The organism is Thiobacillus thiophilus (assembly GCF_055378705.1).
This window is the reverse complement of record NZ_AP042404.1, coordinates 2951398-2974704: the sequence shown is the minus strand read 5'-3', so window position 1 is coordinate 2974704 and position 23307 is coordinate 2951398. Positions and strand designations below refer to the sequence as shown.

Genomic DNA, 23307 nt, shown 5'->3' with positions numbered 1-23307 from the left:
GCAAGGAGTAGGCCGGATTCGTCCCCGCAAGGGGGCGGCCGTGGTTGTAGAGCCGATAAATCGGCAACAACCATGCACTAAAGCCGCTAAAGCGGCAACGATTCCGCTCTCGCTCGTCGTTGCAGGCCCCGGCCTGCCGCCTCCTCGCTTCGCCCTAAAGGACTCCGATCCACTACGGGCTAAAGCCCGTGTGGAATCGTATGCGCCAGTCACCCGCTCAGACGCACCATCGGACGCGTCCAACTACGGTTTCTAGGTTGCCTCCCCGCCAGCCAATTAACGGCGTGCTGCTGCTGAACAAGCCGGTCGGTATCACTTCCAACGCCGCGCTGCAGAAAGCCAAGTGGCTGCTCAACGCCAAAAAGGCGGGCCATACCGGCACTCTCGACCCGTTCGCCGACGGGCTGCTGCCATTGTGCTTCGGCGAGGCCACCAAGTTCTCCGCCTATCTGCTCGAAGCCGACAAGCACTATCGCGCCGTGCTGCAACTCGGTGTCACCACGACTACGGGCGACCCGGAAGGCGAGGTTGTCAGCACCCGCGAGGTCAAAGTCGGCCGTGAAGACATCCGCGCCGTGCTGCCCCGCTTCAGCGGCGAAATCGAGCAGATCCCGCCCATGCATTCGGCACTCAAGCATCAGGGACGCCCGCTCTATGAATACGCCCGCGCCGGCATCGAAATCGACCGCCCGCCGCGCAAGGTGACGATTCGCGCCCTCGAACTGGTCGAATGCGATCCGCCCCGCGTGGTACTCGACGTGCAATGCAGTGCCGGCACGTATATTCGAACCCTGGCGCAGGACATCGGCGCTGTGCTCGGCTGCGGCGCCCACCTCACCGCGCTGACGCGCTGTGCAGCCGGCGGATTCAGGCTGGAACAGGCACACGCCCTGGTCGACCTGGAAGCGCTCGACGTTTTCCAGCGCCACGCCCTGCTGCTGCCTGCCGACTGCCTGGTGGCGCATCTGCCCGCGGTACAACTCGATGCCGTCGATGCCGCGGCGCTATGCCAGGGCCGCAGTGTGGCGCACCCCACGGAGCATCAAGGGCTGACACGGATTTACGCAGTGCCCCACGCTTTCCTCGGCCTGGCCGAGGCCAATGCCGGCCGCCTGCTGCCGCACCGGCTGATTGCCACCCAGCAGGCTTGAGTTGGATCTCCCATATAGCGTAAAATGCATGGTTTCCCCGAACGTGTCCCGCTCAGCCGCAGGCCACGCGATTCAGAAGGAGTACACCATGGCTGTTACCGTTACCCAGAAAGCGCAAATCGTCCAGGATTATCAGCGTGCCGCCGCCGATACCGGCTCGCCCGAAGTGCAGGTTGCCCTGCTGACGGCCCGCATCAACGACCTGACCGGCCACTTCAAGGCCAACATGAAGGATCACCACTCGCGTCGTGGTCTGCTGAAAATGGTGAGCCGCCGCCGCAAGCTGCTGGACTATCTGAAGCGCACCCAGCTCGAAAGTTACAAGACCCTGATCGAACGTCTCGGTCTGCGCAAGTAAGCCCGGCAAGACCACTGTGATGATCCAGCACCCTGCTGCCCCGGCACAGTGGATGGGGCCTGTCGCCCCCTGATTTTTTCACGCCCCGCCCATGCGGGGCGTTTTTGCTTTGAAAGGAACTCGCATGAGCGCTATCAAGAAAACCTTCGCCTACGGCCGCCACCTGGTCACGCTGGAAACAGGCGAAATCGCCCGCCAGGCTTCGGGCGCCGTCCTCGTCAACATGGATGACACCGTGGTGCTGGTCACCGTGGTTGCCAAGAACGAAGTCAAGCCCGGTCAGGATTTCTTCCCCCTGACCGTCGACTACCAGGAAAAAACCTACGCTGCCGGACGCATCCCCGGCGGCTTCCTCAAGCGTGAAAGCCGCGCGTCCGACGGTGAAATCCTGATTTGCCGCCTGATCGACCGCCCCATCCGCCCGCTCTTCCCCGAAGGCTTCTTCAACGAAGTGCAGATCATCGCCACGGTGATCTCATCCAACCCCGAAGTCAGCGCCGATATCCCCGCGCTGATCGGCGCCTCGGCTGCGTTGTCGCTGTCCGGTCTGCCGTTCGACGGTCCGGTGGGCGCAGCACGCGTCGGTTTCATCAACGGCGAATACGTGCTGAATCCGACCAACTCCGAGCTGAAAGATTCGGCGCTCAATCTGGTCGTCGCCGGCACCGAGACGGCCGTGCTGATGGTCGAATCCGAAGCGATGGAACTGCCCGAAGACATCATGCTGGGCGCGGTCATGTTCGGCCACACCCAGATGCAGGCCGCGATCAACGCCATCAACGAACTGGCCGACGAAGCCGGCGCCGACGCGTGGGACTGGCAGCCGGTCGCCGAAGACACCGCGATGGTGGAACGCCTGAAGGCACTGGCCGAAGACGGTCTGCAGCAGGCCTACAACATCAAGCAGAAGCAGGCGCGCATGAGCGCAATCGACGAAATGCGCAACAAGACCTTCGCCGAACTCATCACCGCCGGCATGGATACCGCCGCTGCCAATGCCGTGAAGGACGCTTTCCACCGCGTGGAAGCCAGCGTGGTGCGCAACCGCATCCTGTCCGGCCAGCCGCGCATCGACGGCCGCGACACCCGCACCGTGCGCCCGATCACCATCCGCACCGGCGTGCTGCCGCGTACCCACGGTTCCGCTCTTTTCACCCGCGGCGAAACCCAGGCGCTGGTCGTCACCACGCTGGGTACCGGACGCGACGAGCAGACCATCGACGCACTCGAAGGCAGTTATTCAGACCGCTTCATTCTGCAGTACAACATGCCCCCCTACGCCACCGGTGAAACCGGCCGCGTGGGCGCACCCAAGCGCCGCGAAGTCGGCCACGGGCGACTGGCCAAGCGCGCGCTGCTGGCAGTGCTGCCCTCCAAGGAAGAATTCGGCTACACCATGCGCGTGGTTTCGGAAATCACCGAATCCAACGGCTCGTCGTCGATGGCTTCGGTATGCGGCGGTTGCCTGTCGCTGATGGATGCCGGCGCGCCGCTGAAGGCGCACGTCGCCGGCATCGCCATGGGCCTGATCAAGGAAGGCAATCGCTTTGCCGTGCTGACCGACATCCTCGGCGACGAAGATCACCTGGGCGACATGGACTTCAAGGTTGCCGGCACCGAAAAAGGCGTGACCGCACTGCAGATGGACATCAAGATCAACGGCATCACCCAGGAAATCATGCAGGCCGCGCTGACGCAGGCGAAGGAAGGCCGCCTGCACATCCTCGATATCATGAAGGAATCGGTTGCCGGCAGCCACGAGATGTCAGCCTACGCGCCACGCATCATCGCAATGAAGATCAACCCGGAAAAAATCCGTGACGTCATCGGTAAGGGCGGCGCCGTAATCCGCGCGCTGACCGAGGAAACCGGCACCCAGATCGACATCCAGGAGGACGGCAGCGTAAAAATCGCCTGCACCAGCATGGAAGCCGGCGAACTTGCGAAGAAGCGCATCGAGGAAATCACCGCCGAGGTCGAAGTCGGCAAGGTGTACGAAGGTCCGGTCATCAAGCTGCTCGATTTCGGCGCGATCGTCAACGTGCTGCCGGGACGCGATGGCCTGCTGCACATTTCGCAGATTGCCCATGAGCGCGTCAATGCCATCGGCGATTATCTGAAAGAAGGCCAGGTCGTAAAGGTGGTGATTCTGGAAGCCGACGAAAAAGGCCGCCTGCGCTTGTCGATGAAGGCCCTGCTTGAAGCGCCTGTGCCTGCGCCCGTCACCAATGACACCGAAACACCTGAAAGCACGAGCTAAGCCTGGTCCGTGCCAATAAAAAACCGCGCCTTTAGGCGCGGTTTTTTATTGTGTGGCAGCGTTATGTCGCAGGAAGCGGAAAATGAACACGAACAGCCAGCCCAACTCCCCCAATCCCGGCTTCCAGACTCACGACCGCGCCGTGCAACTGCGCAATGCGCTGCACGATGGTCAACCCCAATCCTGCTCCATCCACATCTCCGGACAGGCGATAGAATGGCACAAACACGGCGAAATGCTGCGACTCGGGTATGCCAGGGCCATTATCAGCCACCCGCCAGTCTGAACCCTGCTCCGTAGCCTGCACCGTCAACATGATCTGCGTCCCACCATAGCGCTGGGCATTGTCAATCAGGTTGGTCAACATTTCCTGCAGCAATTGGGAATCCCCCATCATGGCCGCATCGTCACCCCTTGCTTCGAATCCTATTTCCACGCCTTTTACCAACGCCAGGGGCGCCCACTCACGCGCTATCTCTCTTACCAGTTCAACCCCATCCAGCCGCTGCAGGCACAAGGTATTTTCTGCGGCATCCACGCGCGCCAGAATGAGCAGCTTCTGGACCAGATTGCCCATGGTCTGAGTCGATTTCGCGATGCGTACCAAGGCGTGCTGCGCATCGTCAGGACGCGCAGTGGCCAGAGCCGCTTCGGCCTGTGCACGTATCCCCGCGATGGGCGTGCGCAGTTGATGCGCGGCATTCGCCACAAAACGCGACTGCGCTTCGACTGCCTCTGCCAGGCGCTGCAATAGCGAATTGATTTCATCCAGGAATGGGCGCAACTCCGCAGGAGCCCCCTCCAGCGGAACCGGTGTCAGATCAAGTGCTTTTCGGGCGGATAAACGGTCGCGCAGCCGGCTCAATGGGGCGAGTCCTCGGCCCACGCCATAAGCGATGGCCGCCGCTGCAGCCAGTGTCATCAGCAACATCGGAATCACAATGGCCAACGTGGCGCGATCAGCCATGGCCCGTCGCCGCGACAGGGTTTCCCCCACCTGGACCAGCACCGTGCCGCTCGCGCTGGTGCCCCGAAGCGGCAACGCAAAAGCGGCTATCCGAACGTTCTCGCCGTCCTTGATTCCATCGTAAACAAGCAACTGACCCGGCTTGATGCCGCTCTTCCCGTGCAGCGGAGGCATGTCGGCCTCCCCTTCAATTACCCGGCCCTGCGGGTCCACAACACGGTGAAACAATAGATCTTCCTGGTCAAAAGCCAGCATGGCCCGAGCCGAAACTGGGATGTCGACAAAGACCTTCCCACGCAACACTTCGACTCTGTCGGCCAGCGCGTAGGTTCGACGTACCAGCGAACGGTCGAAAGTCTCGTTAATAAAATACAGGCTGGAAAAATACGCGATGATCCACAGCAAAATAAAAAGTGGCAGCAGCATCCACAGCATGCGAACGATCAGCTGTCGCCTGAGACTCTGCGTATTGACCTTGCTCAACGTTCAACTTCCAATAAATAGCCCAGCCCGCGCAATGTGCGGATCACCACGCCTGAGCCATCCAATTTGCGTCTTAGCCGATGGATATAGACTTCAACTGCATTTTCACCCACCCCGTCATCCCAACCCGTCAGTCGATCTGCAATCGCTTCTTTTGCAGTAACTCGGCCACGATGATTCAGCAAAATCTCGAGCACCTCAAGTTCGCGCGCAGACAACACCAAAGAAGCATCATCGACACGAGCTTGACGACTAACACTGTCAAAATTCAGGCGTCCTATACGTATCTGGGTATCGGCCAAACCATTCGACCGACGCAGCAAAGCGCGCAACCGAGCCAGCAATTCATCAAGTGAAAATGGCTTCAGCAGGTAATCATCAGACCCCGCATCCAACCCTTTAACCCGATCCTCCACCGTATCACGCGCGGTCAAAACCATAACAGGCAGGGTCTCACCACGCTTACGCAGGTTCCGCAGCACGACCAGGCCCTCACGTCGAGGCAATCCCAAATCCAGCAGCACGGCATCGTAGGTATAGTCAGACAGGGCACTATCAGCCTGCACGCCGTCATGTGCCCAGTCAACCGAGAACCCGGCCTGTCGAACAGCCAGCATCACAGCCTCACCCAAGGTCAAGTCGTCTTCAACCAGCAGAATTTTCATGTATCAAGTCTTGCATAGAACACGCCCATTCCGCTTGAAACCCACGCAAATTAAAGATCAGATAAAAATAGAATCCGTAAGGTGCTTGTAAGCAAGTCGGAAGATAGTGATCGCCATGCAGTTGTTTTGGCAACTGCATTTCAATGCCTTACCACACTGGAGAAAATTTATGAACAAGATCATGTCCTCCCTCATTGCCGCAACGATTATTGGTGCTTTTAGCATGTCTGCCATGGCCTCTGACTCGCCTGATTCTGCCATGTCAGTTGCTGAAAAACCTGCAGCAGCGCCCAAAAAGCACACAACTCATAAGGCCACCAAAAAGCATGTGGCAAAATCCGCAGCGAAAAAATCCGACACTGCAGAACCCGGAATGAAATAAGCCATTCTTGAATGAAGCGTAGAAGTTCAAGTCAAGTCTGAACTTCTACAGATAAGGCAAGAAACCGTGTCCATGGGTACGGTTTCTTGCCTTTACGAAGGTGGCCCATCTTATGAGTAAACAACCTTACGGATACACACGTGGCGTTATCACCGTAAGGTTCATGTAAGGATACTGATGCACAGTTCGAATCATGCAGAAGCCGTTCGCGATTGCATACCTAACCGACCACTTACATCCTCCGGAGAAATAAATGAGTAAACTGATGTCTTCCCTGGCCGCCGCAACGATTGTTGGCGCTTTCAGCCTGTCCGCTGTTGCTGCTGATGCTGCCAAAGTCCCCGCCGCTGCACCTGCTGCAGCCGCCATTGCTGCTGCTGAAAAGCCTGCCGATTCGCCCAAGGATGCGAAAAAAACCCACCATGCTGCCAAAGCCGAAGCAAAAAAAGCTGACGCGGCCGCAACCGCTGTTGCCCCTGCCGCACCCGCAGTACCTGCCAAGAAGTAATTATTTATGGCAATAAAAAACCGCGCTCTCGGGCGCGGTTTTTTATTCTGAACTACCGAGAAATGTTTGCCACCATCGTTTGCGCTGGCCGGTCACCACGCCATTCATTTCGAGCTCACGCGGCGGTGTGCGGCTCATCACCCAGCCCGGTAGCACCGACGACTTCATCGAGCTCGAACCGCACGAACTACCGAGGTGGTTGGGATCGTAGATCTTGATGAAGCTGGGGGCATCGAGGTTGTCGGCGTAAACAATCGCACAGTAATCCTCGTGATGCTCGCGCCGCAGCAGTTCATCCAGTTCGTGCGTGAACTGTTGCACCTTGTCGGCAGCGGAAGGTTCTTGCGGCACCTGCTGACCGACCGCATAGAGATACCAGCCGGCACCGGCCTCCACCCTTTGCCAGAACACCGTCAACTGATCCCAGCGCATCACGCTGTAGAGCAGGCCATTGAAGTTACGGTCGAATTCGGTGGTATCGGTCATGGCATGTTTTGCGGAGTTAGCTTGTTTGGCAGTCGGATTGATTTTGCACCTGGTGTGCCATATTTACTTGGCGACCTGACGTGCCATATTTACTTGGCGACCTGACGTTCGCGGATTTCCTCGAGCGTCTTGCAGTCGATGCACAGCGTTGCGGTCGGGCGCGCCTGCATCCGGTCCAGGCCGATTTCAACGCCGCAGGATTCACAGTAGCCGTAATCGCCGCTGTCGATCTTGGCGATGGTCTCGCCGATTTTCTTGATCAGCTTGCGCTCGCGGTCGCGGTTACGCAGTTCGAGCGCCATGTCCGATTCCTGGGTGGCGCGGTCGTTGGGATCCGCAAATACCGTCTGCTCATCCTGCATGGAATGCAGGGTGGTATCGATATCCTGCGACAACTCGGCTTTCCACGCCTCGAGTATTTTACGAAAATGCGCGAGCTGTTTTGCGTTCATGTATTCTTCGCCTTTTTTTGCCTTGTAAGGCTCAAAGCGCATCAAAGTTTCAGCCATCTCGTTCTCTTTGAAAAATAGGATGTTCAGGATCCAGCCCAACGCGATTTAATAACAGAATCCTCTTTATGCCGCAACCAAAAACCACACTTCAGGCCCTGCTTTTCGATGTTGACGGCACCCTTGCCGACACCGAGCGCGACGGCCACCGTCCCGCCTTCAACCAGGCCTTTGCCGACGCCGGCCTCGACTGGCACTGGGACGCCGCCCTCTACGGCAAACTCCTTGCCGTCACCGGCGGCAAGGAGCGGATAAAATACTATATCGACCGCTTTCGGCCCGACTACAGGAAGCCAAGCAACTTTGACGAACTGGTAGCCGGCCTGCACCAGGCCAAGACTCGTCATTACAGCACGTTGGCCGCAAAGGGCGGCATCCCCATGCGCCCTGGCGTCAGGCGCCTGCTGGCCGCGGCGCGCGCAGCCGGCCTGCGGCTGGCGATTGCCACCACCACCACCCCGGAAAACGTCACCGTGCTGCTGGAGCACAGCCTTGGCCCCGGCACCCAATCCTGGTTCGAGGTCATTGCGGCGGGCGACATCGTGCCGGCAAAGAAGCCCGCACCCGACATCTACCACTACGCACTGGAGAAAATGGGATTGCAAGCCGCCGAGTGCCTGGCCTTCGAGGATTCGGAAAACGGCCTGCGCGCAAGCCTGGGCGCCGGCCTGAAAACGCTGGTCACGGTCAACGACTACACGCAGGGCCACGACTTCACCGGCGCCGCCGTGGTGCTGTCCGACCTCGGCGACCCCGACGCCCCCAACCGGCTGCTGGCCGGCCCCGATTTCGGCCAGCCGTTCGTCGACGTGGCATACCTCAGAACGCTGCATGCGAACTGAATTTATCTGCGAAGGACGCGAAGAAAAGCGAAGGGAAAAACAGATTTTCTTCACGAGACATCGCGACCTTCGAGAAAATTGGGGTCAATGGGTGTGCTGGCTCAACCACCACAGGCTGCTCGAACCGATTGGGCATATAGTCGCCCCTGCAAAATTCATTTGACGCAGCCATCAGCAACGCCAAGCGAGAGCCCTGCCGCCGGATGAGCTTGCTGGAGCGGATTCGCGCGCAGGAACGCAGCCAACAGCGCCAGAAATAACGGGCGCAAGAAAAGGGCCTTCAGGCCCAGACGCATCATCGCTCTCTGCAACCAGCGCAGGTTGTAACCCGCGGCACAGAGCACCGTATGCAACGCATCGCCGAGTTGTCCCGGCAACCAGCACCGGTCCCATGCGGTTATCCGACTTCAAATGCCCAATCGCCGGCTCCACCGCCTGCCGCCGCTTGAGCCAGCGGCGCTATTGCACAATCCCTAGGGAAGCGCTGATTAATTTGTCATCGCGAGGCGCGCAGCGACGCGGCAATCCAGAAATGCCTGCTTAATCAATACGCTGGATTGCTTCGCTGCGCTCGCAATGACGGCCATGTTGAATTGTTCAGCGCTCCCTTAGGGATTGTGCATCAGCGCCGCTTCGAGCGTGTTTTCCAGCAGGGTCGCCACGGTCATCGGCCCAACGCCGCCCGGCACCGGAGTGATCCAGCTGGCGCGTTCCACCGCGGTGTCGAAGTCGACGTCGCCGACCAGCTTGCCGTCGGGCAGGCGGTTGATGCCGACATCGATCACGATCGCGCCCTCGCGGATCCAGTCGCCCGGAATCATGCGCGGCCGCCCCACCCCCACCACCAGTATTTCGGCCGAGCGCACGAAGCTTTCCAGATCGCGGGTGGCGCTGTGGCACACGGTGATGGTGCACCCGGCGAGCAGCAGTTCCAGGCTCATCGGCCGGCCGACGATGTTGGAAGCGCCGACCATCACCGCATTCTTGCCGCGCAGTTCCTCGTTGGTCGCGCGCAGGAGCGTCATGATGCCGCGCGGGGTGGACGGCCGCAGGGTCGGCATTTTCACCGCCAGGCGGCCGATGTTGTAGGGGTGGAAGCCGTCGACGTCCTTGTCGGGACGGATGCGCTCGATCACCGTCTCCGTGTCGATGTGCGCCGGCAGCGGCAGCTGCACCAGGATGCCGTCGATGGCAGGATCGGCATTCAGCGTGTCGATCAACGCCAGCAGTTCGCCCTGCGTGGTGGCACTGGGCAGGTCGTGCGAGACGCTGGTGACGGCGGCACGTTCGCAGGCGCGCTTCTTGTTGCGCACGTATACGGCCGAGGCAGCTTCGTCGCCCACCAGAATCACCGCAAGACCGGGGCGACGCTTGCCCTGCGCCTCGCGTTCGGCCACCTTGTCGTGAATCACTGCGAGGATGGTGTCGGCCATCGCCTTGCCGTCTAAAATTCGTGCGCTCATCAAGATAACCCTGAAGCAAAAGAGTGATTTTCCCGGAACCGCTCATCCGACTCAAGCAAAAATTGACCCGGCCAATTCGGCCATGTATAGTCTCGCTTCTCCGAAATACGGCCGTAATACAAAAACAGGATTTCGGGGTGTAGCGCAGCCCGGTAGCGCGCCTGCTTTGGGAGCAGGATGTCAGGAGTTCGAATCCCCTCACCCCGACCACCCCCCAATCGTCCCAAGTGTAAGAATGGCGCCCGAGAAGTGTGTCTCTGCCCGTAGCTCAACTGGATAGAGCACCAGCCTTCTAAGCTGGGGGTTACAGGTTCGATTCCTGTCGGGCAGGCCAAAGTTTTTCGTTGTCGGCAATTGTCGACGACACCAATGGTGGACGTAGCTCAGTTGGTAGAGTCCAGGATTGTGATTCCTGTTGTCGTGGGTTCGAGCCCCATCGTCCACCCCATCTATTTGCACGAATGAACCAGGCCCGCGCAAGCGGGCCTGGTTCATTTTGCGTGCATCCCTTGCGTGCACCCGTTCATTCCCGGATCTCTCCATCGACATACAACCAGCGCCCGCCCGCGTGCTCGAAGCGGCTGGTTTCGTGCAGCCTGAACGCGCGGCCGTTGACGCTGTAGAAAAACCCCTTTTCAGCCAAATTGGCGACGTAAAAAACGGCGTGGAATTTCCACGCCGTTTTCAATTCATGATTTGCAACTTACCGAACCGATTCGGTGGGATGTTCCGATCAGTCATGGCAGCATCTGATTGACGTAGTGCGGGCTGCCCGCCCCGTCCCTACTGCGCATACCCGTGATGCGCCAGCTTCTCGATGTTGTGCACCAGGCAGTAGAGCTTCCACTGCGCATCCACTTTCTTCTGCCCCCGCAAGGTGAAGCGGTTGAGCTGTTTGTTGTGCCGCAAGTTGCCGAACACCGGTTCCACCGTGGCGAAGCGTCGTCCGTATCGCGCCTGTCCTTCCGGGCAATCGATACGGACTTTCATCTTGTCGGTGAAGGACTCCGTGCCGTCAGCCTTGCCCTGAAAGAAACTCACTTGCCGGGTCTTGGTCCTGGTCGGCGTGCGTAGACACTTATCCCGTTGTGCGCACGGTACGCAGTCCTGCTGCGCGCCCTGAAATTTGACGGCAACGAAACCATTGATGATGCAATGGCTGCCGTTGCCGTAGAGTGTCTTGCCCGCAGGGCAAACGCAGGTCTGCGCGTCCATGTCATAGCGAAAGTCTGCGGGGCGATAAACAGCAGTCGGCTTCTTCTCTTTCTTCTGGCCGGATTTGTCGTGCAGAGGATCGGGGGCCTGCTTGTGTTTGTCCTGATCCTTGAAGCGTGGATCGCGTTGCCGCATACCGTTGTCGGCAATCAAGGCGTCCACTTCCAGTTCAGTAAGTTGCTTAAGGTTGGCTTCTGAGTGGTAACCCGCGTCCGCTGTGATGAGGCTGGCCGGGGTGATGAGTGGAGCATCATTCAATGCGACCTGGATGGCTTTGACCACCGGTACCAGCAGTTCCTGTTCGCTGCCGGTACCGTGGGCCTGCGCGTCCACGATGATCTGGTGACGGGCATCGACGGCGGCCACACCCGTATAACCCTGGATGACGCCTTTGCTGGTCGCCATCTTGGCGGATTCGTTGTCGGTGCGGTTGCTCTTCCGTATCGTGCCTTTGCTGCCCTTGCGATCATCGGGATGAGCGGTGAGCCATTGACGCAGTTGGGCGGCATCGGTTTGCAGGCGGCTGATGCGCTGGACTTCTTTCTGTCTGAGGTCGGCCTCGACCGGTTTGCTGTCCTCTTCCCGATGCCGTTCGAGCATGACGCGGGCAGCGGCTTCGAGCTTGGTGGCCTGGTGCTCGAAGTCGGCACGGGTGCCGCTCTTCTGTTTGCTGGCGTTGCTGGGCAGCTTGACGCCGTCGATGGCAAACATCTCGCGTCCGATCAAACCCTGCCGGTCGCACAGGTAGAGGATTTGGGTGAAGACGCGGGCGATGTCGTCGGCAAGCTTCGAGACAAATCCGGCAATCGTGGTGAAGTGGGGCTGGGTGTCGCCTGACAGGGCGATGAAGGTGACGTGGTCACGGCAGACTGCTTCAATGTTGCGACTGGAAATAATGCCCTGGCTGTAGGCAAACAGCACGACCTTGAGCAGCATGGCAGGCGGATAAGCCGCCGCACCGGTCGCGTCGTTGTTGAAGCGGGCATCGAAGCTGGACAGGTCCAGCTCGTGGTCGATGAGGTGATTGAGCGCGTGCTCGAAAGTACCGGGAAGCAGTTGCCGTTGCAGGTCGACGGCAAGGAAACGGGGGCTGGTGTCGATATGCTTGTAGCGCGCCATGCGGTCTGTGCCATCACAAAATCAATGCAGCGATGTTGATGCAGGCGGGAGGCTGGGGCAAGATGCGGGAATGATTATTTTTAGGGGCTTTTTATACAGCCTCGTTGATCTTGTAACGGGCGACAAACTCGACCGTCGCCTGGCGCGCGTCGAGCGGCATGTGCGACTTCACCGCCAGCCCCAGCCATTGCGGACGCGACGTGGCGTTAAGTTCAAGCGCAGCGGGCCGGGTCGCCGGGTGCCAGGTCGCCAGCAGGTAGCCCTCCAGTCCCAGCACATAGGCGCTGTAGCGCGAGCGCATCAGGGCCTCGGCATCCGGGGCCGGCGCGCCGGCATGGAATCTCCCGCAGCAGGCTTCAAGCATGCGTCCCGATCCGCACGGACAGGCTGCCCCACTCATGGCTTTTTCACCGGGCAACGCAGCATCGGCTGGATGTACGGCCACACGGCGTCGAGCATCCGGGGCTGGGCCTTTTCGTTCGGGTGGATGCCGTCGGCCTGCATCATTCCGGGCGCGGTGCCCACGCCGCAGACAAAACACGGCACACGCACGATTTTCTCCTCGCGCGCGACGTCGACATACAGTTTCGCCACCGCATCGGCATACGACTTGCCGTAATTCGGCAGCACCGGCGCTTCAAGCAAGACCACCCAGGCACCCGCCGCCTTGGCCTGGCGGATCATCGTGACCAGATTGTGCCGGATCGTCGCCGGCGGCGTGCCGCGCAAGGCATCGTTGCCGCCGAGTGCGATCAGCACGCCTTGCGGGCGTTGCCGATCGAGCGCAGGCTGCAGGCGCTGCAGGCCGTTCTGCGTAGTGTCGCCGCTCACGCTGGCGTTGATCACACGCCATGACGGCGCGGCCTTCTTCAGGCGCGCATCGAGCAGATCCACCCAGCTTTTCCCCGCTGCAAGGCCGTAGCCGGAACTCAGGCTATCGCCGACAATCAACACAGTGCACGGGCTGGCCAGCGCCCACCCCGGTAGCCACAGCACCAGCAGCAACATCCATACGCGATAATCCATTCATGCACCTTAATCCAAACCCCCCTCAATGACGCCCCCGGACAACGCCCAGTTCCCCGCCAAATCGAATTCGGCCTCGCATTCGCCCCCTTCCCCGCAAGCGGGAGAGAACGCCGTCGTCGCCCGCGCCCTGTCGCAGCGTGTGGCCACCGCCGACGGAACGCTTGCCATCCTGAGCGAAGTCGAGCTTGCGGTCAAAGCGGGCGAGACACTCGCGATCACCGGCGCCTCCGGCTCGGGAAAATCCACCCTGCTGGGCCTGCTGGCGGGGCTCGATCAGCCCTCCTCGGGTGAAATATTTCTGCTCGGCCAGCGTCTGGGCGACCTCGACGAGGATGCCCGCGCCCGGCTGCGCGCGGGTCGTATCGGCTTCGTGTTCCAGTCGTTCCAACTGCTGCCCGCGCTCACCGCGCTGGAGAACATCCTGCTGCCGCTGGAACTGACCGGCCGCGCCGAGAACGTGGCGGTTGCCGCTTCAGCGGCTTTACAACCGCGACCTGCCTCTTACGGGAGCGCACGCGAACGCGCGGCCTACTGGCTCGACCGCGTCGGACTGGCCACGCGCGCCGCGCACACGCCGCGCCAGTTGTCCGGCGGCGAGCAGCAGCGCGTCGCCCTCGCGCGCGCCTTTGCCACCGATCCCGAAATCGTGTTCGCCGACGAGCCCACCGGCAACCTCGACGCCGAAACCGGCGCGCGCATCATCGACCTGCTGTTCGAACTCAACGCCTCCGCCCACACCACCCTGATCCTGGTCACCCACGACGAGGCGCTGGCGGCGCGCTGCCAGCGCCGGCTGCACCTGGTCGCCGGCCGCGTGTGCGAAGCAGCGCTCGCATGACGTTCCTGCGGAAGGGTCGCTGCGCAGCAGCGGGGCACCCGCCGGCGGTGTCAATTCCGCCCAGCCGCAGGCTGGATGCAGATTGCCTACCTTTGGCATACCCTTTACGGGTGATCCGGCTCGGCCTCTGGTTGCTGCGGCGCGAACGCGCCAGCGGCGAATGGCGGGTGCTGCTGCTGGCGCTGATCATCGGCGTCGGCAGCGTGTCCACCACCGGCTTTCTGGGCGACCGCCTCAAGCGCGCGATGAGCGAACAGGGCGCCGGCTTTCTCGGCGCCGATCTGCTCGTCACCAGCCCGCGTCCGATCGAGGACTGGCCTGCCCCCGCCGCTGCAACCGGCACGCTTGCAGGCAGTTCGCTTGCCACGAGTCGGGCGCTCGAATTCGCCAGCATGGTGAGCCGTGGCGACGCCTTCCAGCTCGCCACGCTGCGCGCGGTCGACGCCAATTATCCGGTGCGCGGCGTGGTGCGTATCGCCGAACGCCCGTTTGAACCGGGCGTCCCGCGTCCGGCTCAGCCGCCGCCCGGCGCGATTTACGTCGAGCCGTCGCTGCTGCCGCTGCTGTCCGCCAGCGTCGGCGACAGCGTGCAGATCGGCGAAGCCACCTTCCGCATCGCCGGCCTCGTGGCCGAGGAGCCGGGCCAGCTCGGCGGCGTGTTCGGCCTTGCCCCGCGCGTGTTCCTGCGCGCCGACGAGGTCGAACGCACCCGTGTGCTGCAGCCCGGCAGCCGCCTCACCTACCTGTATCAGTTTGCGGGCGAGCCCGATCGACTCGCCGCATTCGGCGCGGCATTGAAGCCAACGCTCGACAGCACCCAGCGCCTCATCGGCTCGCGCGAAGGCATCGAAACCCTGCGCGGCGCCTTCGCCAACGCCGACCGCTACATCCAGCTCACCGCCTTGATCAGCCTCTTGCTGTCGGTGGCCGCAATCGCCATCGCCGCCCATCACCACGCGCTGCGCCATTACGACCAGGCGGCGCTCTTGCGCTGCTTCGGCGCCACCACCGGGCAGCTGCGCACACTCTATGCCGTCCAGCTGCTGACGCTGGGGCTGCTGGGCAGCCTCGTCGGCGTGGTGATCGGCGCACTGATGCAACAGGCGCTGGCGGGGCTGATTCTGCCCGACGCCGTCACCCGACTGCCGTCACTTGGCCTGGCGCCGGTGGGCGTCGCCGTCGCCAGCGGCCTGTTGGCGCTGGCGGGCGCCGCCCTGCCGGCACTGATGCGCCTGATCCGGGTGCCGCCGCTACGCGTGCTGCGGCGCGACCTGCCGCCGCTGCCGGTGACGGCGTGGCTCGGCGCTGCGGTCAGCGGATCGGCACTGCTGGGGCTGATTGCCTGGTATGCGGGCGACGTCAAACTGGTCGGCGTCTTTGTCGGCGCGCTGGCCGCGCTGGTCGGCGTGCTGATCCTGCTGGCGCGGCTGGCGCTGGTGGCCGGCCGCGGCGTGCAGCGCATGGCCCACGGCCCGCTGCGCTTCGGTCTTGCGCAGCTGCTGCGCCACCGCTTCGACAGCACCCTGCAGCTCGGCGCCTTCACCCTGGCGCTGTTCCTGGTGGCCCTGCTGGCGCTGGTGCGCAGCGATCTCATCGCCGGCTGGCAGCAGCAACTGCCGCCGCAAGCCCCCAACTATTTTCTGGTGAACATCGCGCCACACCAGCAGCAGGCGGTGGCCGCGTATCTGTCGCAGCATCGCCTCAAGGCCTCCGCGCTCTACCCCATGGTGCGCGGCCGCCTGGTCAGCAAGAACGGCACCCCCATCGCCGAGACGCTGCCCGAGGACGCGCGCGACAGCAACACCCTGCGGCGCGAACTCAACCTCACCTGGACCGCCACCCTGCCCGCCAATAACACCATTCTGGCCGGGCGGTGGCACGGCGAGCGCAGCGCCGCAGCATCCGTAAAGGGTATGCCGAAGGTAGGCAATCCGCTATCGGCTAAAGCCGATGCGGAATTGACACCGCCGGCGGGTGCCCCGCTGCTGCGCAGCGACCCTTCCGCAGCACCCGTAAAGGGCACGCCGGCGGGTGCCCCGCTGCTGCGCAGCGACCCTTCCGCAGCACTTTCGGTCGAATCCGGAATGGCCGAGCGGCTCAATCTTGCGATCGGCGACCAGCTCGCTTTCCAGATCGGCGACCAGACGATCGCCGCGCGCATCACCAGCATCCGCAGTGTGAAGTGGGATTCGATGCAACCGAATTTCTTCGTCATCTTCGCTCCCGGCCAACTCGACGCCCTGCCCGCCAGTTTCATCGCCAGCGTCTACGTGCCGCCCGACGCCACCGGCGTGCTGCCCGGCTTCGTCAAGGCCTTCCCCGGCATCACCATACTCGCGCTCGACAAGCTCATCGCCAATATCGAAGCCGTGTTCGCGCAGATCATCGGCGCCATCCAGCTGCTGCTGGGCTTTTTGCTTGCTGCCGGCATGGCCGTTGTCGTCGCCACGCTGCTGGCCAGCCTCGACGCGCGGCAGCAGGAAGCGGTGCTGCTGCGCACCCTCGGCGCCCAGCGCGCCTATCTGGCCAAGGGCTTATGGAGCGAATTCATCGCCCTGGGATTGCTGGCCGGATTGCTCGCCAGCGCCTGTGCCGAAATCGCCATGGCGCTGATCGCCGATCGCCTGTTCGAACTGCCGCTGCGCCTGCACCCCTGGCTGTGGCTTGCGTTACCGCTGGGCGGGGCGCTGCTGGTCGGCATGAGCGGCTGGCTCACCACACGGCATATCATCCGGGTGCCACCGATGCAGTCGATCCGCGCGCTGGGTTGAATGGCAGCAGGTTGCTGTGCGGATCGACTATCTATAAATCGCGTGCGCGTGAAGTGCACCATCCTGGGCCTGGCCGCGCTGGGCGCCAGCCCTGACGGCGGCGGCCTTCCTGCGCTGGTTTTCATAAGCTGCAAGGATATTGCCGGGACTGCGGACCACCGATCGCATTAATTCCGCTGCCTGCCGTCATGGTCAGCACCTGCGACTTGCGCGAGAATGCCGCATGGACGTCTTCCGCATCTTTCACCTGCAATGCGCGCGCCGCCTGCCCGCGCTGCCCGAATCCCATCCCTGCTCGCGTCTGCACGGTCATTCGTTCCGGGTCGAACTCACCGTCAGCGGCGAAGTCGATCCGGTGCTTGGCTGGGTGCTCGATTTCGCCGACATCGAGGCGGCCTGGCGACCGGTTCATGCGGCGCTCGATCATCGCACCCTCAACGACATCGCCGGGCTGGAAAACCCCACCAGCGAAAACCTGGCCGTGTGGCTGTGGCAGCAGATCAGGCCTGTGCTACCCGGTTTGTCGCAGGTGAGCGTGATGGAAACGCACGATTCGGGCTGCATCTACCGCGGCTAGCCGGGCCGTCTCCACCCCGCGCGCCGGCTGAGCAGAGAAGGCAAACATCAACAGCTATTGCAAGCTGGATGCCTGCTCAAGGCCATGGTTGGTTTGTGTCAGTTGACACATTCTAATAATCGTTAGAATATATGAAGCATGATCAAACGACACACCAAGGACCTGCTCTACGAACAGGTCGCCCGCATCGGCAAGGCCGTCTCCAGCCCCAAGCGGCTGGAATTGCTGGAAATTCTGGCACAGGGCGAGAAAACCGTTGAGGCCCTGGCCGCCGAAGCCAGAATCGACATCAAGCTGGCGAGCGCGCACCTCAAGGTGCTGAAGGCGGCGCGACTGGTCGAGGCACAGCGCGACGGGCGCTTCATCGCCTATCGCCTGTCCGGCAACGACGTGAGTGCGCTCTGGGTCAATCTGCGCACGGTGGCCGAAGAGCATCTGGTCGAGCTCAAGGTGGCGATGGAGCAGATTTTCGCCGCGCCGGAAAATCTCAATGCCGAAACGCGGCGCTCGCTGATGGAGAAGGCGCGGCGCGGCGACGTGGTGGTGATCGACGTGCGCCCGTCTGACGAATACGCAAGCGGTCACCTGCCGTTTGCGCGCTCGATGCCGCTCGACGAGATTCTGCAGCGAATCAAGGAGCTGCCCGCCGACAAGGAAATCGTCGCCTATTGCCGCGGCCCCTTCTGCATGATGTCCGCCGAGGCCGTGGCGCTACTGAAAGAGCACGGCTACCGCGCGCAGAAGATCGCCGATGGCACGCCGGAATGGCAGGCGGCGGGTTTGCCGCTGGCCGAATCCTGAACTTCTCATAATCTTTCTCGCCAAGAAACCTTCATGAACAAAACCCTGATTGCACTGTTTGCCGGCTTCGCCCTGCTGGCCGCACCGGCCCATGCGGAAAACAGTCCCGCCGTCGTCGATGCGCTTTCCGGATACATGGACTTCGCCGAATACAGCAGCAGCCTGATCTGGCCGGAGCAGATCCCGCAGGATGACTGGAACAAGGTCTTCATCGTCGATGCGCGCGATGCCGACCGGTTCGCCAAAGAACACATCCCCGGCGCGGTCAACATCGACTGGCGACAGTCGGTGGCACGACGCAGCGAACTGCCGAAAGACCGCATGGCGGTGATGTACTGCAATTCCGGCTCGCTATCCGCGCAGGCGGTGTTCGCCCTGCGCCTGCTCGGTTACGACAACGTGAAGGTGCTGCAGGACGGTATCGAAGGCTGGAAAGCCAAGGGCGGCTTCGAGGCCCACGCGCGCGCGCCCACCCGATGGGTGAAGGCTGGTTGATCGATCGGCAACCGATTGATTTCCTGCTGTTCTCCGTGCCTCTGTGTCCCAAGGGATACCGTCCCTGCGGGACATATCTCTGTGGTGAGTTTTTTAGATTGATTTGACCGGGAGTTGATATGGACATCCTTGTGATCCTCGCCGGCACGGCAACCGGCATCGTGCTGGGTCTGTTCGGCAGCGGCGGTTCGATCATGGCCACCCCGGCGCTGCTCTATCTGCTCGACGTGGCGCCCAAGTCGGCCATCGCCATGAGTCTGGGCATCGTTGCGGTGACCGCCACGATCGCTGCGCTGGACAACTGGAAGCGCGGCAACGTGGACGTGTCGGTGGCGGCGGTGTTCGGCCTGTTCGGCGTGGTCGGCACCTACGCCGGGGCGCGCCTCGGCGTGGTGACCCCCGTCGTCATCCAGCTCGTGGTGTTCGCCCTGGTGATGGTTGCGGCGGCCTGGCGCATGCTCAAGCCGGCCCGGCTCGCCGTTCCCGCATCCGGAAATGTATCGATGCACCCGCAAGGGGTAGGCCGTGGTTTTAATGCCGCAGGGGCGGCAACAACCACGCTCTCCGGCAATGCGGCAGTGCTGCCCTGCACCGGCCTGTTCTCCCCGTGCATGGCGCACATGGCCCTGCACGGCGTCGGCGTCGGTGTGCTCACCGGCTTCGTCGGCGTCGGCGGCGGCTTCCTCATCGTCCCCGCCCTGGTGCTGCTCTCGCGCATCCCCATGAAGATCGCGGTCGGCACCTCGCTCGCCATCGTCGCCGTCAAGTCCTATGCGGGCTTCGCAGGCTATATGGGCGCGGTGCCCATCGACTGGGCGCTGATGGGCGGGTTCACTGCCGTCACCGTGGTGGCCAGCTTCGCCGGCACCCGGATCGCCCACCGCTTCTCGCAGGACGCCCTGAAGCGCGGATTCGCGGTGTTCCTGCTGTTCGTCGCCAGCTACATTTTGTTGAAAAGCGTCATTGGGGGATAACGATGGAAACATGCGCGTTATCCGCTGCCCGCAACAAGCCACCCAAATTAGAATCATGCCAACCCTGATGCCAGCCTCACCCCGCGGCAACATCCTGATCCTGGTGCTGAGCCAGGCCCTGATGCTGTCCGCCATTGTCCTGTCGATGGCGCTCGCCGCGATCCTCGGCGCCATGCTCGCCCCCGACAAGGGGCTGGCGACGCTCCCCGTCGCGGCGATGGTGATCGGCACCGCCATCGCCTCGCTGCCGGCGGCCATGCTCATGCGCCGGTCGGGCCGCCGGCCGGGTTTTCTGCTCGGCGCGCTGCTCGGCGTCGGCGGCAGCCTGCTGTGCGCGCTGGCGCTTTACCGGAGCGACTTTGTCGTCTTCGTCATCGGGCATTTCCTGCTGGGCAGCTACCAGGGCTTCGCCAATTACTACCGCTTCGCCGCCGTCGAGGCCGCAGGGTCGGCCCATGCCGGCAGGGCCATTTCCCTGGTGGTGGCCGGCGGCGTGGTCGCGGCCTTCCTCGGCCCCCAGCTCGGGATATGGGGACGCGACTGGATCGGCGGGCAGATCTTTGTCGGTTCCTATCTGGCGCAGGGGGTCCTGAGTTTCATCGCCTTGCTTCTGCTCTCCCGCCTGCACCTTCCCAAAGTGGCCGTCACCCACGTCGGCGTCGCGCGTCCGCTGCGTGAAATCCTGGCCCAGCCCGCTCTGCGCGTGGCAATCTTCGGCACCGCCATCGGCTATGCCGTCATGATCATGGTGATGACGGCGACGCCGCTGGCAATCCTGGGCTGCGGCCTGCCGGGGTCGGACGTGACGCCGGTGATTCAGTGGCACGTGGTGGGGATGTTCGCGCCGTCCTTCTTCACCGGAATCCTGATCACACGCTACGGTGCGCCGCGCATCATGCAGGCCGGGTTTGTCCTGCTGCTCGGCCACGTCGTGCTGGCCCTGTCCGGCGTCGAGTTCATGCATTTCCTGTCGGCGCTGATATTGCTCGGTGTCGGCTGGAACTTCGCCTTCATCGGCGGCACCGCGCTGCTGACCCAGGCCTACCAGCCCGGCGAGCGGCTAAAGGTGCAGGCGGTGAACGAATTCGCCGTCTTCGGCCTGGCGGCGACGGCCACCCTGTCGGCAGGATGGCTCTACGACCGCTTCGGCTGGGTGACGCTGAACCTCGCGGTGGTGCCCCTCCTGCTGGCCGCGCTGATTGCGGTCATCGGCATCGAACGACAATCCCGCCGGCTGGCGGCAGCAGCATGAACCCCGCCGACTACGACACCTGGTACGCCACCCCGCGCGGGCGCTGGATCGGCGAAACCGAATATGCGCTGGCCGCGCGCCTGCTCGCGGCGCAACCGGGCGACAGCCTGCTCGACGTCGGCTGCGGCACCGGCTGGTTCACCCGCCGCGCCGCGGCAGACGGGCTCGTCGCCACCGGGCTCGATCTCAATGCCGGCTGGCTGGATTACGCGCGCACCCACGGCAGCCCGGCATCGAACTGGGGGGAAGGCGATGCGCGCGCGCTGCCGTTTGCCGACGCCAGCTTCGATCGCGTGCTGTCGATCGCCGCGCTCTGTTTTGTGGACGACGAGCGCCAGGCCGTGGCCGAGACCGTACGGGTGACGCGTCACCGCTTTGCCATCGGCTGGCTCAACCGGAGCAGCCTGCTGTATTGGCAAAAGGGCCGGGGGGGCGGCAGCGGCGCCTATCGCGGCGCCCGCTGGCATACCGCTGGCGAAGTGCGCGCGCTGTTCACCGGCTTGCCAGTGCACAAACTGAAATTGCGCTCGGCCATTTTTCTGCCTTCGGCTACGCGCACGGCCCGCTGCCTGGAACGGGCCATCTCTGGTGCGCTGCCGTGGGGCGGGCTGCTACTGGCAACCGGCGAAAAGGCCTGATTCGCCGCGGCGAGGACATCAACCCGACCCGTCAGGCGTGTCCGGCGGCGCGGCTTCGGCGGGCGCAATCGGCGTGGCAAGAATCTTGTCGATACGCTTACCATCGAGGTCGACCACTTCCAGCCGCCAGTTTTCCCAGATCAGCACATCGCCGGTCTGCGGCAAAGCCCCGGACAGCCACATCACCAGACCGCTCAGCGTGTGGTAGCGGCCCTTGTCTTCTTCCGGCAGGCTTTTCAGCCCCAGCCTGTCCTTCAGTTCGGGGATGCGGATCAGGCCGTCTAGCAGCCAGGAGCCGTCCTCGCGCCGCATCGCCCACGCCTCGTCCAGCCTGCGCGGCTTGAATTCGCCGGCAATGGCTTCCAGCACGTCGTGCAGGGTGACCAGGCCGTTGATCTCGCCGTATTCGTCGACGACCAGCACCAGGTGGGTGTCGGACGCACGGAACGTCCCCAGCAGGTCGAGGCCGCTGAGGCGTTCCGGTACGAACACGGCCGGCTGCAGCGATTGGGTGAGGCTGGGCGGCGCGCCGGCCAGCATCGCATCGAGCAGCTGCCTGACGCTGAGGACGCCCAGTACCTCGTCGAGCCCGCCGCGGCAGACCGGGAAGTGCGTGTGCTCCGATCCGGCCACGCGCCGCAGGTTGTCGTCCAGCGACAGCGCGACATTGAGATAGACAATGTCGGCGCGCGGCACCATCAGCGACTCGACCAGGCGGTCGTTGAGGCGGAACACGTTGCGCACCATCTCGCGTTCCTCCTGTTCGATCGCGCCGGAGTCCGAGCCTTCCTGCAGCAGGGCGTGGATTTCCTCCTCGATGATGTCCGTCTGATCGGGCGGGCGCATGCGCAGCAACCGCAGCAGGCCATCGGTCGACAACGACAAGAAGTACACGAACGGCTGCGCCAACTGCGCCAGCAGCTGCATTGGACGCGCCACCCGGCAGGCAATGCGCTCGGGATCGAGTTGGGCGATGCGTTTGGGCACCAGTTCGCCGACAACGATCGTGACATAGGTGATGATGACCACCACCAGCGCGGTCGAAGCGATGCGGCTGGCTTCCGTTTCCATCCCGACCGACTGCAACCATAGCGCCAGCGGCCCGGCCAGCGCGGCCTCGCCGACGATGCCGCTGAGGATGGCGATCGAGGTGATGCCGACCTGCACCGTCGACAGGAAATGCGTTGGCTCGTCGTGCAGTTTCATCGCCGCGGCAGCCGAGAGGCTGCCTTTTTCGGCCATATGCGCCAGGCGCGCGCGCCGGGCGATCACCAGCGCAATTTCCGACATGGCGAACACGCCATTCAGCACAATCAGTGCGGCTAGGAGCAGGATTTCCATGACTTGATTCCGTCTGAAAAACTTAAGGAAGCACTGTTAATTCGATATGACCGTCATTGCGAGCGCAGTGAAGCAATCCAGCGTATCGATTAAGCGGGCATTTCTGGATTGCCGCGTCGCTGCGCTCCTCGCAATGACAAATTAATCAGCGTCTCCTTAACGGAACTGAGTGGTCATTGGCTG

24 protein-coding genes, 3 tRNA genes and 1 pseudogene are annotated in these 23307 nt (G+C 62.6%); 17 read left to right on the top strand and 11 right to left on the bottom strand.

All coding sequences use genetic code 11. From position 1 onward, the window contains the following. Window positions 1-200 precede the first annotated feature (200 nt). The 3 genes from truB (at window position 201) to pnp (ending at window position 3769) form a co-directional block, all read left to right on the top strand. Entirely contained in the window at window positions 201-1151 is a 951-nt protein-coding gene (truB, locus tag ACZ41T_RS14940; RefSeq protein WP_464922149.1) for a tRNA pseudouridine(55) synthase TruB, read from the top strand. A gap of 88 nt (window positions 1152-1239) precedes the next feature. Next, complete coding sequence (gene rpsO, locus ACZ41T_RS14935; protein WP_464922148.1) at window positions 1240-1509, top strand: 30S ribosomal protein S15; 270 nt, start codon at window positions 1240-1242, stop codon at window positions 1507-1509. Window positions 1510-1633: 124 nt separating this feature from the next. Further along, window positions 1634-3769 (top strand): polyribonucleotide nucleotidyltransferase, encoded by a 2136-nt coding sequence (gene pnp / locus ACZ41T_RS14930; protein WP_464922147.1) that lies wholly within the window; start codon window positions 1634-1636, stop codon window positions 3767-3769. Between the two features lie 61 nt (window positions 3770-3830). Here pnp and ACZ41T_RS14925 read toward each other — a convergent pair whose 3' ends face one another. Beyond that, complete coding sequence (locus tag ACZ41T_RS14925; protein WP_464922146.1) at window positions 3831-5219, bottom strand: sensor histidine kinase; 1389 nt, start codon at window positions 5217-5219, stop codon at window positions 3831-3833. Further along, complete coding sequence (locus ACZ41T_RS14920) at window positions 5216-5884, bottom strand: response regulator (RefSeq protein WP_464922145.1); 669 nt, start codon at window positions 5882-5884, stop codon at window positions 5216-5218. The genes ACZ41T_RS14925 and ACZ41T_RS14920 overlap by 4 nt, the downstream gene beginning before the upstream one ends. A gap of 169 nt (window positions 5885-6053) precedes the next feature. Here ACZ41T_RS14920 and ACZ41T_RS14915 point away from each other — a divergent pair, with 169 nt between their 5' ends. After that, entirely contained in the window at window positions 6054-6266 is a 213-nt protein-coding gene (locus ACZ41T_RS14915) for a hypothetical protein (RefSeq protein ID WP_464922144.1), read from the top strand. Window positions 6267-6519: 253 nt separating this feature from the next. Continuing rightward, window positions 6520-6774: a hypothetical protein gene (locus tag ACZ41T_RS14910; RefSeq protein ID WP_464922143.1), complete on the top strand. Its 255-nt coding sequence runs from the start codon at window positions 6520-6522 to the stop codon at window positions 6772-6774. Between the two features lie 42 nt (window positions 6775-6816). Here the strand turns inward: ACZ41T_RS14910 and ACZ41T_RS14905 are convergent, their stop codons facing one another. Both ACZ41T_RS14905 and dksA read right to left on the bottom strand, forming a co-directional pair. Next, window positions 6817-7260 carry a hypothetical protein gene (locus ACZ41T_RS14905; RefSeq protein ID WP_464922142.1) on the bottom strand — a complete coding sequence of 148 codons (444 nt, stop codon included), beginning with the start codon at window positions 7258-7260 and terminating at the stop codon, window positions 6817-6819. A gap of 89 nt (window positions 7261-7349) precedes the next feature. After that, window positions 7350-7769, bottom strand: coding sequence for an RNA polymerase-binding protein DksA (gene dksA / locus ACZ41T_RS14900; RefSeq protein ID WP_464922141.1), 420 nt, complete (start codon window positions 7767-7769; stop codon window positions 7350-7352). Between the two features lie 68 nt (window positions 7770-7837). Here dksA and ACZ41T_RS14895 point away from each other — a divergent pair, with 68 nt between their 5' ends. Next, a complete protein-coding gene (locus tag ACZ41T_RS14895; protein ID WP_464922140.1) occupies window positions 7838-8611 on the top strand; it encodes an HAD-IA family hydrolase in 774 nt (257 codons plus the stop codon). 155 nt (window positions 8612-8766) lie between these two features. On the opposite strand, the pseudogene ACZ41T_RS14890 reads toward ACZ41T_RS14895, so the two are convergent. Next, a pseudogene (locus ACZ41T_RS14890) lies at window positions 8767-9067 on the bottom strand (transposase); the annotation flags it as partial. Between the two features lie 152 nt (window positions 9068-9219). Then, window positions 9220-10074 (bottom strand): bifunctional methylenetetrahydrofolate dehydrogenase/methenyltetrahydrofolate cyclohydrolase FolD, encoded by an 855-nt coding sequence (gene folD / locus ACZ41T_RS14885; RefSeq protein ID WP_464922139.1) that lies wholly within the window; start codon window positions 10072-10074, stop codon window positions 9220-9222. A 133-nt stretch (window positions 10075-10207) separates the two neighbouring features. On the opposite strand from folD, the gene ACZ41T_RS14880 reads away from it, so the two are divergent. From ACZ41T_RS14880 to ACZ41T_RS14870, 3 genes are all read left to right on the top strand, one after another. After that, a tRNA-Pro gene (locus ACZ41T_RS14880) sits at window positions 10208-10284 on the top strand. A 47-nt stretch (window positions 10285-10331) separates the two neighbouring features. Then, window positions 10332-10408: transfer RNA gene (locus ACZ41T_RS14875), tRNA-Arg, on the top strand. A gap of 38 nt (window positions 10409-10446) precedes the next feature. Next, window positions 10447-10522: transfer RNA gene (locus ACZ41T_RS14870), tRNA-His, on the top strand. 75 nt (window positions 10523-10597) lie between these two features. Here the strand turns inward: ACZ41T_RS14870 and ACZ41T_RS14865 are convergent. The 4 genes from ACZ41T_RS14865 to ACZ41T_RS14850 all read right to left on the bottom strand — a co-directional run bounded on the left by ACZ41T_RS14865 (window position 10598) and on the right by ACZ41T_RS14850 (window position 13434). Beyond that, a complete protein-coding gene (locus ACZ41T_RS14865; protein WP_464922138.1) occupies window positions 10598-10762 on the bottom strand; it encodes a YchJ family metal-binding protein in 165 nt (54 codons plus the stop codon). 95 nt (window positions 10763-10857) lie between these two features. Continuing rightward, window positions 10858-12408, bottom strand: coding sequence for a transposase (locus tag ACZ41T_RS14860; protein WP_464921023.1), 1551 nt, complete (start codon window positions 12406-12408; stop codon window positions 10858-10860). Between the two features lie 91 nt (window positions 12409-12499). Next, window positions 12500-12772, bottom strand: a complete 273-nt coding sequence (locus tag ACZ41T_RS14855) for a YchJ family protein (RefSeq protein WP_464922137.1) — start codon at window positions 12770-12772, stop codon at window positions 12500-12502. 32 nt (window positions 12773-12804) lie between these two features. Then, window positions 12805-13434 carry an arylesterase gene (locus ACZ41T_RS14850; RefSeq protein ID WP_464922136.1) on the bottom strand — a complete coding sequence of 210 codons (630 nt, stop codon included), beginning with the start codon at window positions 13432-13434 and terminating at the stop codon, window positions 12805-12807. Between the two features lie 28 nt (window positions 13435-13462). Between ACZ41T_RS14850 and ACZ41T_RS14845 the strand changes: the two genes are divergently transcribed. The 8 genes from ACZ41T_RS14845 (at window position 13463) to ACZ41T_RS14810 (ending at window position 21783) form a co-directional block, all read left to right on the top strand. Beyond that, window positions 13463-14275, top strand: a complete 813-nt coding sequence (locus ACZ41T_RS14845) for an ABC transporter ATP-binding protein (RefSeq protein ID WP_464922135.1) — start codon at window positions 13463-13465, stop codon at window positions 14273-14275. 92 nt (window positions 14276-14367) lie between these two features. Further along, complete coding sequence (locus tag ACZ41T_RS14840) at window positions 14368-17046, top strand: ABC transporter permease (RefSeq protein WP_464922134.1); 2679 nt, start codon at window positions 14368-14370, stop codon at window positions 17044-17046. A 223-nt stretch (window positions 17047-17269) separates the two neighbouring features. Then, window positions 17270-17623, top strand: a complete 354-nt coding sequence (queD, locus tag ACZ41T_RS14835; protein ID WP_464922133.1) for a 6-carboxytetrahydropterin synthase QueD — start codon at window positions 17270-17272, stop codon at window positions 17621-17623. Between the two features lie 138 nt (window positions 17624-17761). Continuing rightward, complete coding sequence (locus tag ACZ41T_RS14830; protein ID WP_464922132.1) at window positions 17762-18424, top strand: ArsR/SmtB family transcription factor; 663 nt, start codon at window positions 17762-17764, stop codon at window positions 18422-18424. 33 nt (window positions 18425-18457) lie between these two features. Then, window positions 18458-18919 (top strand): rhodanese-like domain-containing protein, encoded by a 462-nt coding sequence (locus ACZ41T_RS14825; protein WP_464922131.1) that lies wholly within the window; start codon window positions 18458-18460, stop codon window positions 18917-18919. A gap of 119 nt (window positions 18920-19038) precedes the next feature. Next, window positions 19039-19893, top strand: a complete 855-nt coding sequence (locus tag ACZ41T_RS14820) for a sulfite exporter TauE/SafE family protein (protein ID WP_464922130.1) — start codon at window positions 19039-19041, stop codon at window positions 19891-19893. A gap of 67 nt (window positions 19894-19960) precedes the next feature. Continuing rightward, window positions 19961-21145 (top strand): MFS transporter, encoded by a 1185-nt coding sequence (locus ACZ41T_RS14815; RefSeq protein ID WP_464922129.1) that lies wholly within the window; start codon window positions 19961-19963, stop codon window positions 21143-21145. After that, window positions 21142-21783: a class I SAM-dependent methyltransferase gene (locus tag ACZ41T_RS14810; protein WP_464922128.1), complete on the top strand. Its 642-nt coding sequence runs from the start codon at window positions 21142-21144 to the stop codon at window positions 21781-21783. Before ACZ41T_RS14815 ends, ACZ41T_RS14810 begins: the two co-directional genes overlap by 4 nt. 18 nt (window positions 21784-21801) lie before the next feature. On the opposite strand, the gene ACZ41T_RS14805 is transcribed toward ACZ41T_RS14810, so the two are convergent. Further along, complete coding sequence (locus tag ACZ41T_RS14805; protein WP_464922127.1) at window positions 21802-23124, bottom strand: hemolysin family protein; 1323 nt, start codon at window positions 23122-23124, stop codon at window positions 21802-21804. Window positions 23125-23307 lie beyond the last annotated feature (183 nt).

Coding starts and splice junctions, on each gene's coding strand:
- ACZ41T_RS14915 (WP_464922144.1), top strand. CDS start 6,054: ATGAACAAGATCATGTCCTCCCTCATTGCCGCAACGATTATTGGTGCT.
- rpsO (WP_464922148.1), top strand. CDS start 1,240: ATGGCTGTTACCGTTACCCAGAAAGCGCAAATCGTCCAGGATTATCAG.
- ACZ41T_RS14820 (WP_464922130.1), top strand. CDS start 19,039: ATGGACATCCTTGTGATCCTCGCCGGCACGGCAACCGGCATCGTGCTG.
- ACZ41T_RS14905 (WP_464922142.1), bottom strand. CDS start 7,260: ATGACCGATACCACCGAATTCGACCGTAACTTCAATGGCCTGCTCTAC.
- folD (WP_464922139.1), bottom strand. CDS start 10,074: ATGAGCGCACGAATTTTAGACGGCAAGGCGATGGCCGACACCATCCTC.
- ACZ41T_RS14860 (WP_464921023.1), bottom strand. CDS start 12,408: ATGGCGCGCTACAAGCATATCGACACCAGCCCCCGTTTCCTTGCCGTC.
- ACZ41T_RS14830 (WP_464922132.1), top strand. CDS start 17,762: ATGATCAAACGACACACCAAGGACCTGCTCTACGAACAGGTCGCCCGC.
- ACZ41T_RS14850 (WP_464922136.1), bottom strand. CDS start 13,434: ATGGATTATCGCGTATGGATGTTGCTGCTGGTGCTGTGGCTACCGGGG.
- truB (WP_464922149.1), top strand. CDS start 201: ATGCGCCAGTCACCCGCTCAGACGCACCATCGGACGCGTCCAACTACG.
- dksA (WP_464922141.1), bottom strand. CDS start 7,769: ATGGCTGAAACTTTGATGCGCTTTGAGCCTTACAAGGCAAAAAAAGGC.
- ACZ41T_RS14810 (WP_464922128.1), top strand. CDS start 21,142: ATGAACCCCGCCGACTACGACACCTGGTACGCCACCCCGCGCGGGCGC.
- ACZ41T_RS14805 (WP_464922127.1), bottom strand. CDS start 23,124: ATGGAAATCCTGCTCCTAGCCGCACTGATTGTGCTGAATGGCGTGTTC.
- ACZ41T_RS14855 (WP_464922137.1), bottom strand. CDS start 12,772: ATGCTTGAAGCCTGCTGCGGGAGATTCCATGCCGGCGCGCCGGCCCCG.
- ACZ41T_RS14920 (WP_464922145.1), bottom strand. CDS start 5,884: ATGAAAATTCTGCTGGTTGAAGACGACTTGACCTTGGGTGAGGCTGTG.
- ACZ41T_RS14845 (WP_464922135.1), top strand. CDS start 13,463: ATGACGCCCCCGGACAACGCCCAGTTCCCCGCCAAATCGAATTCGGCC.
- ACZ41T_RS14825 (WP_464922131.1), top strand. CDS start 18,458: ATGAACAAAACCCTGATTGCACTGTTTGCCGGCTTCGCCCTGCTGGCC.
- ACZ41T_RS14895 (WP_464922140.1), top strand. CDS start 7,838: ATGCCGCAACCAAAAACCACACTTCAGGCCCTGCTTTTCGATGTTGAC.
- ACZ41T_RS14815 (WP_464922129.1), top strand. CDS start 19,961: ATGCCAGCCTCACCCCGCGGCAACATCCTGATCCTGGTGCTGAGCCAG.
- queD (WP_464922133.1), top strand. CDS start 17,270: ATGGACGTCTTCCGCATCTTTCACCTGCAATGCGCGCGCCGCCTGCCC.
- ACZ41T_RS14910 (WP_464922143.1), top strand. CDS start 6,520: ATGAGTAAACTGATGTCTTCCCTGGCCGCCGCAACGATTGTTGGCGCT.
- pnp (WP_464922147.1), top strand. CDS start 1,634: ATGAGCGCTATCAAGAAAACCTTCGCCTACGGCCGCCACCTGGTCACG.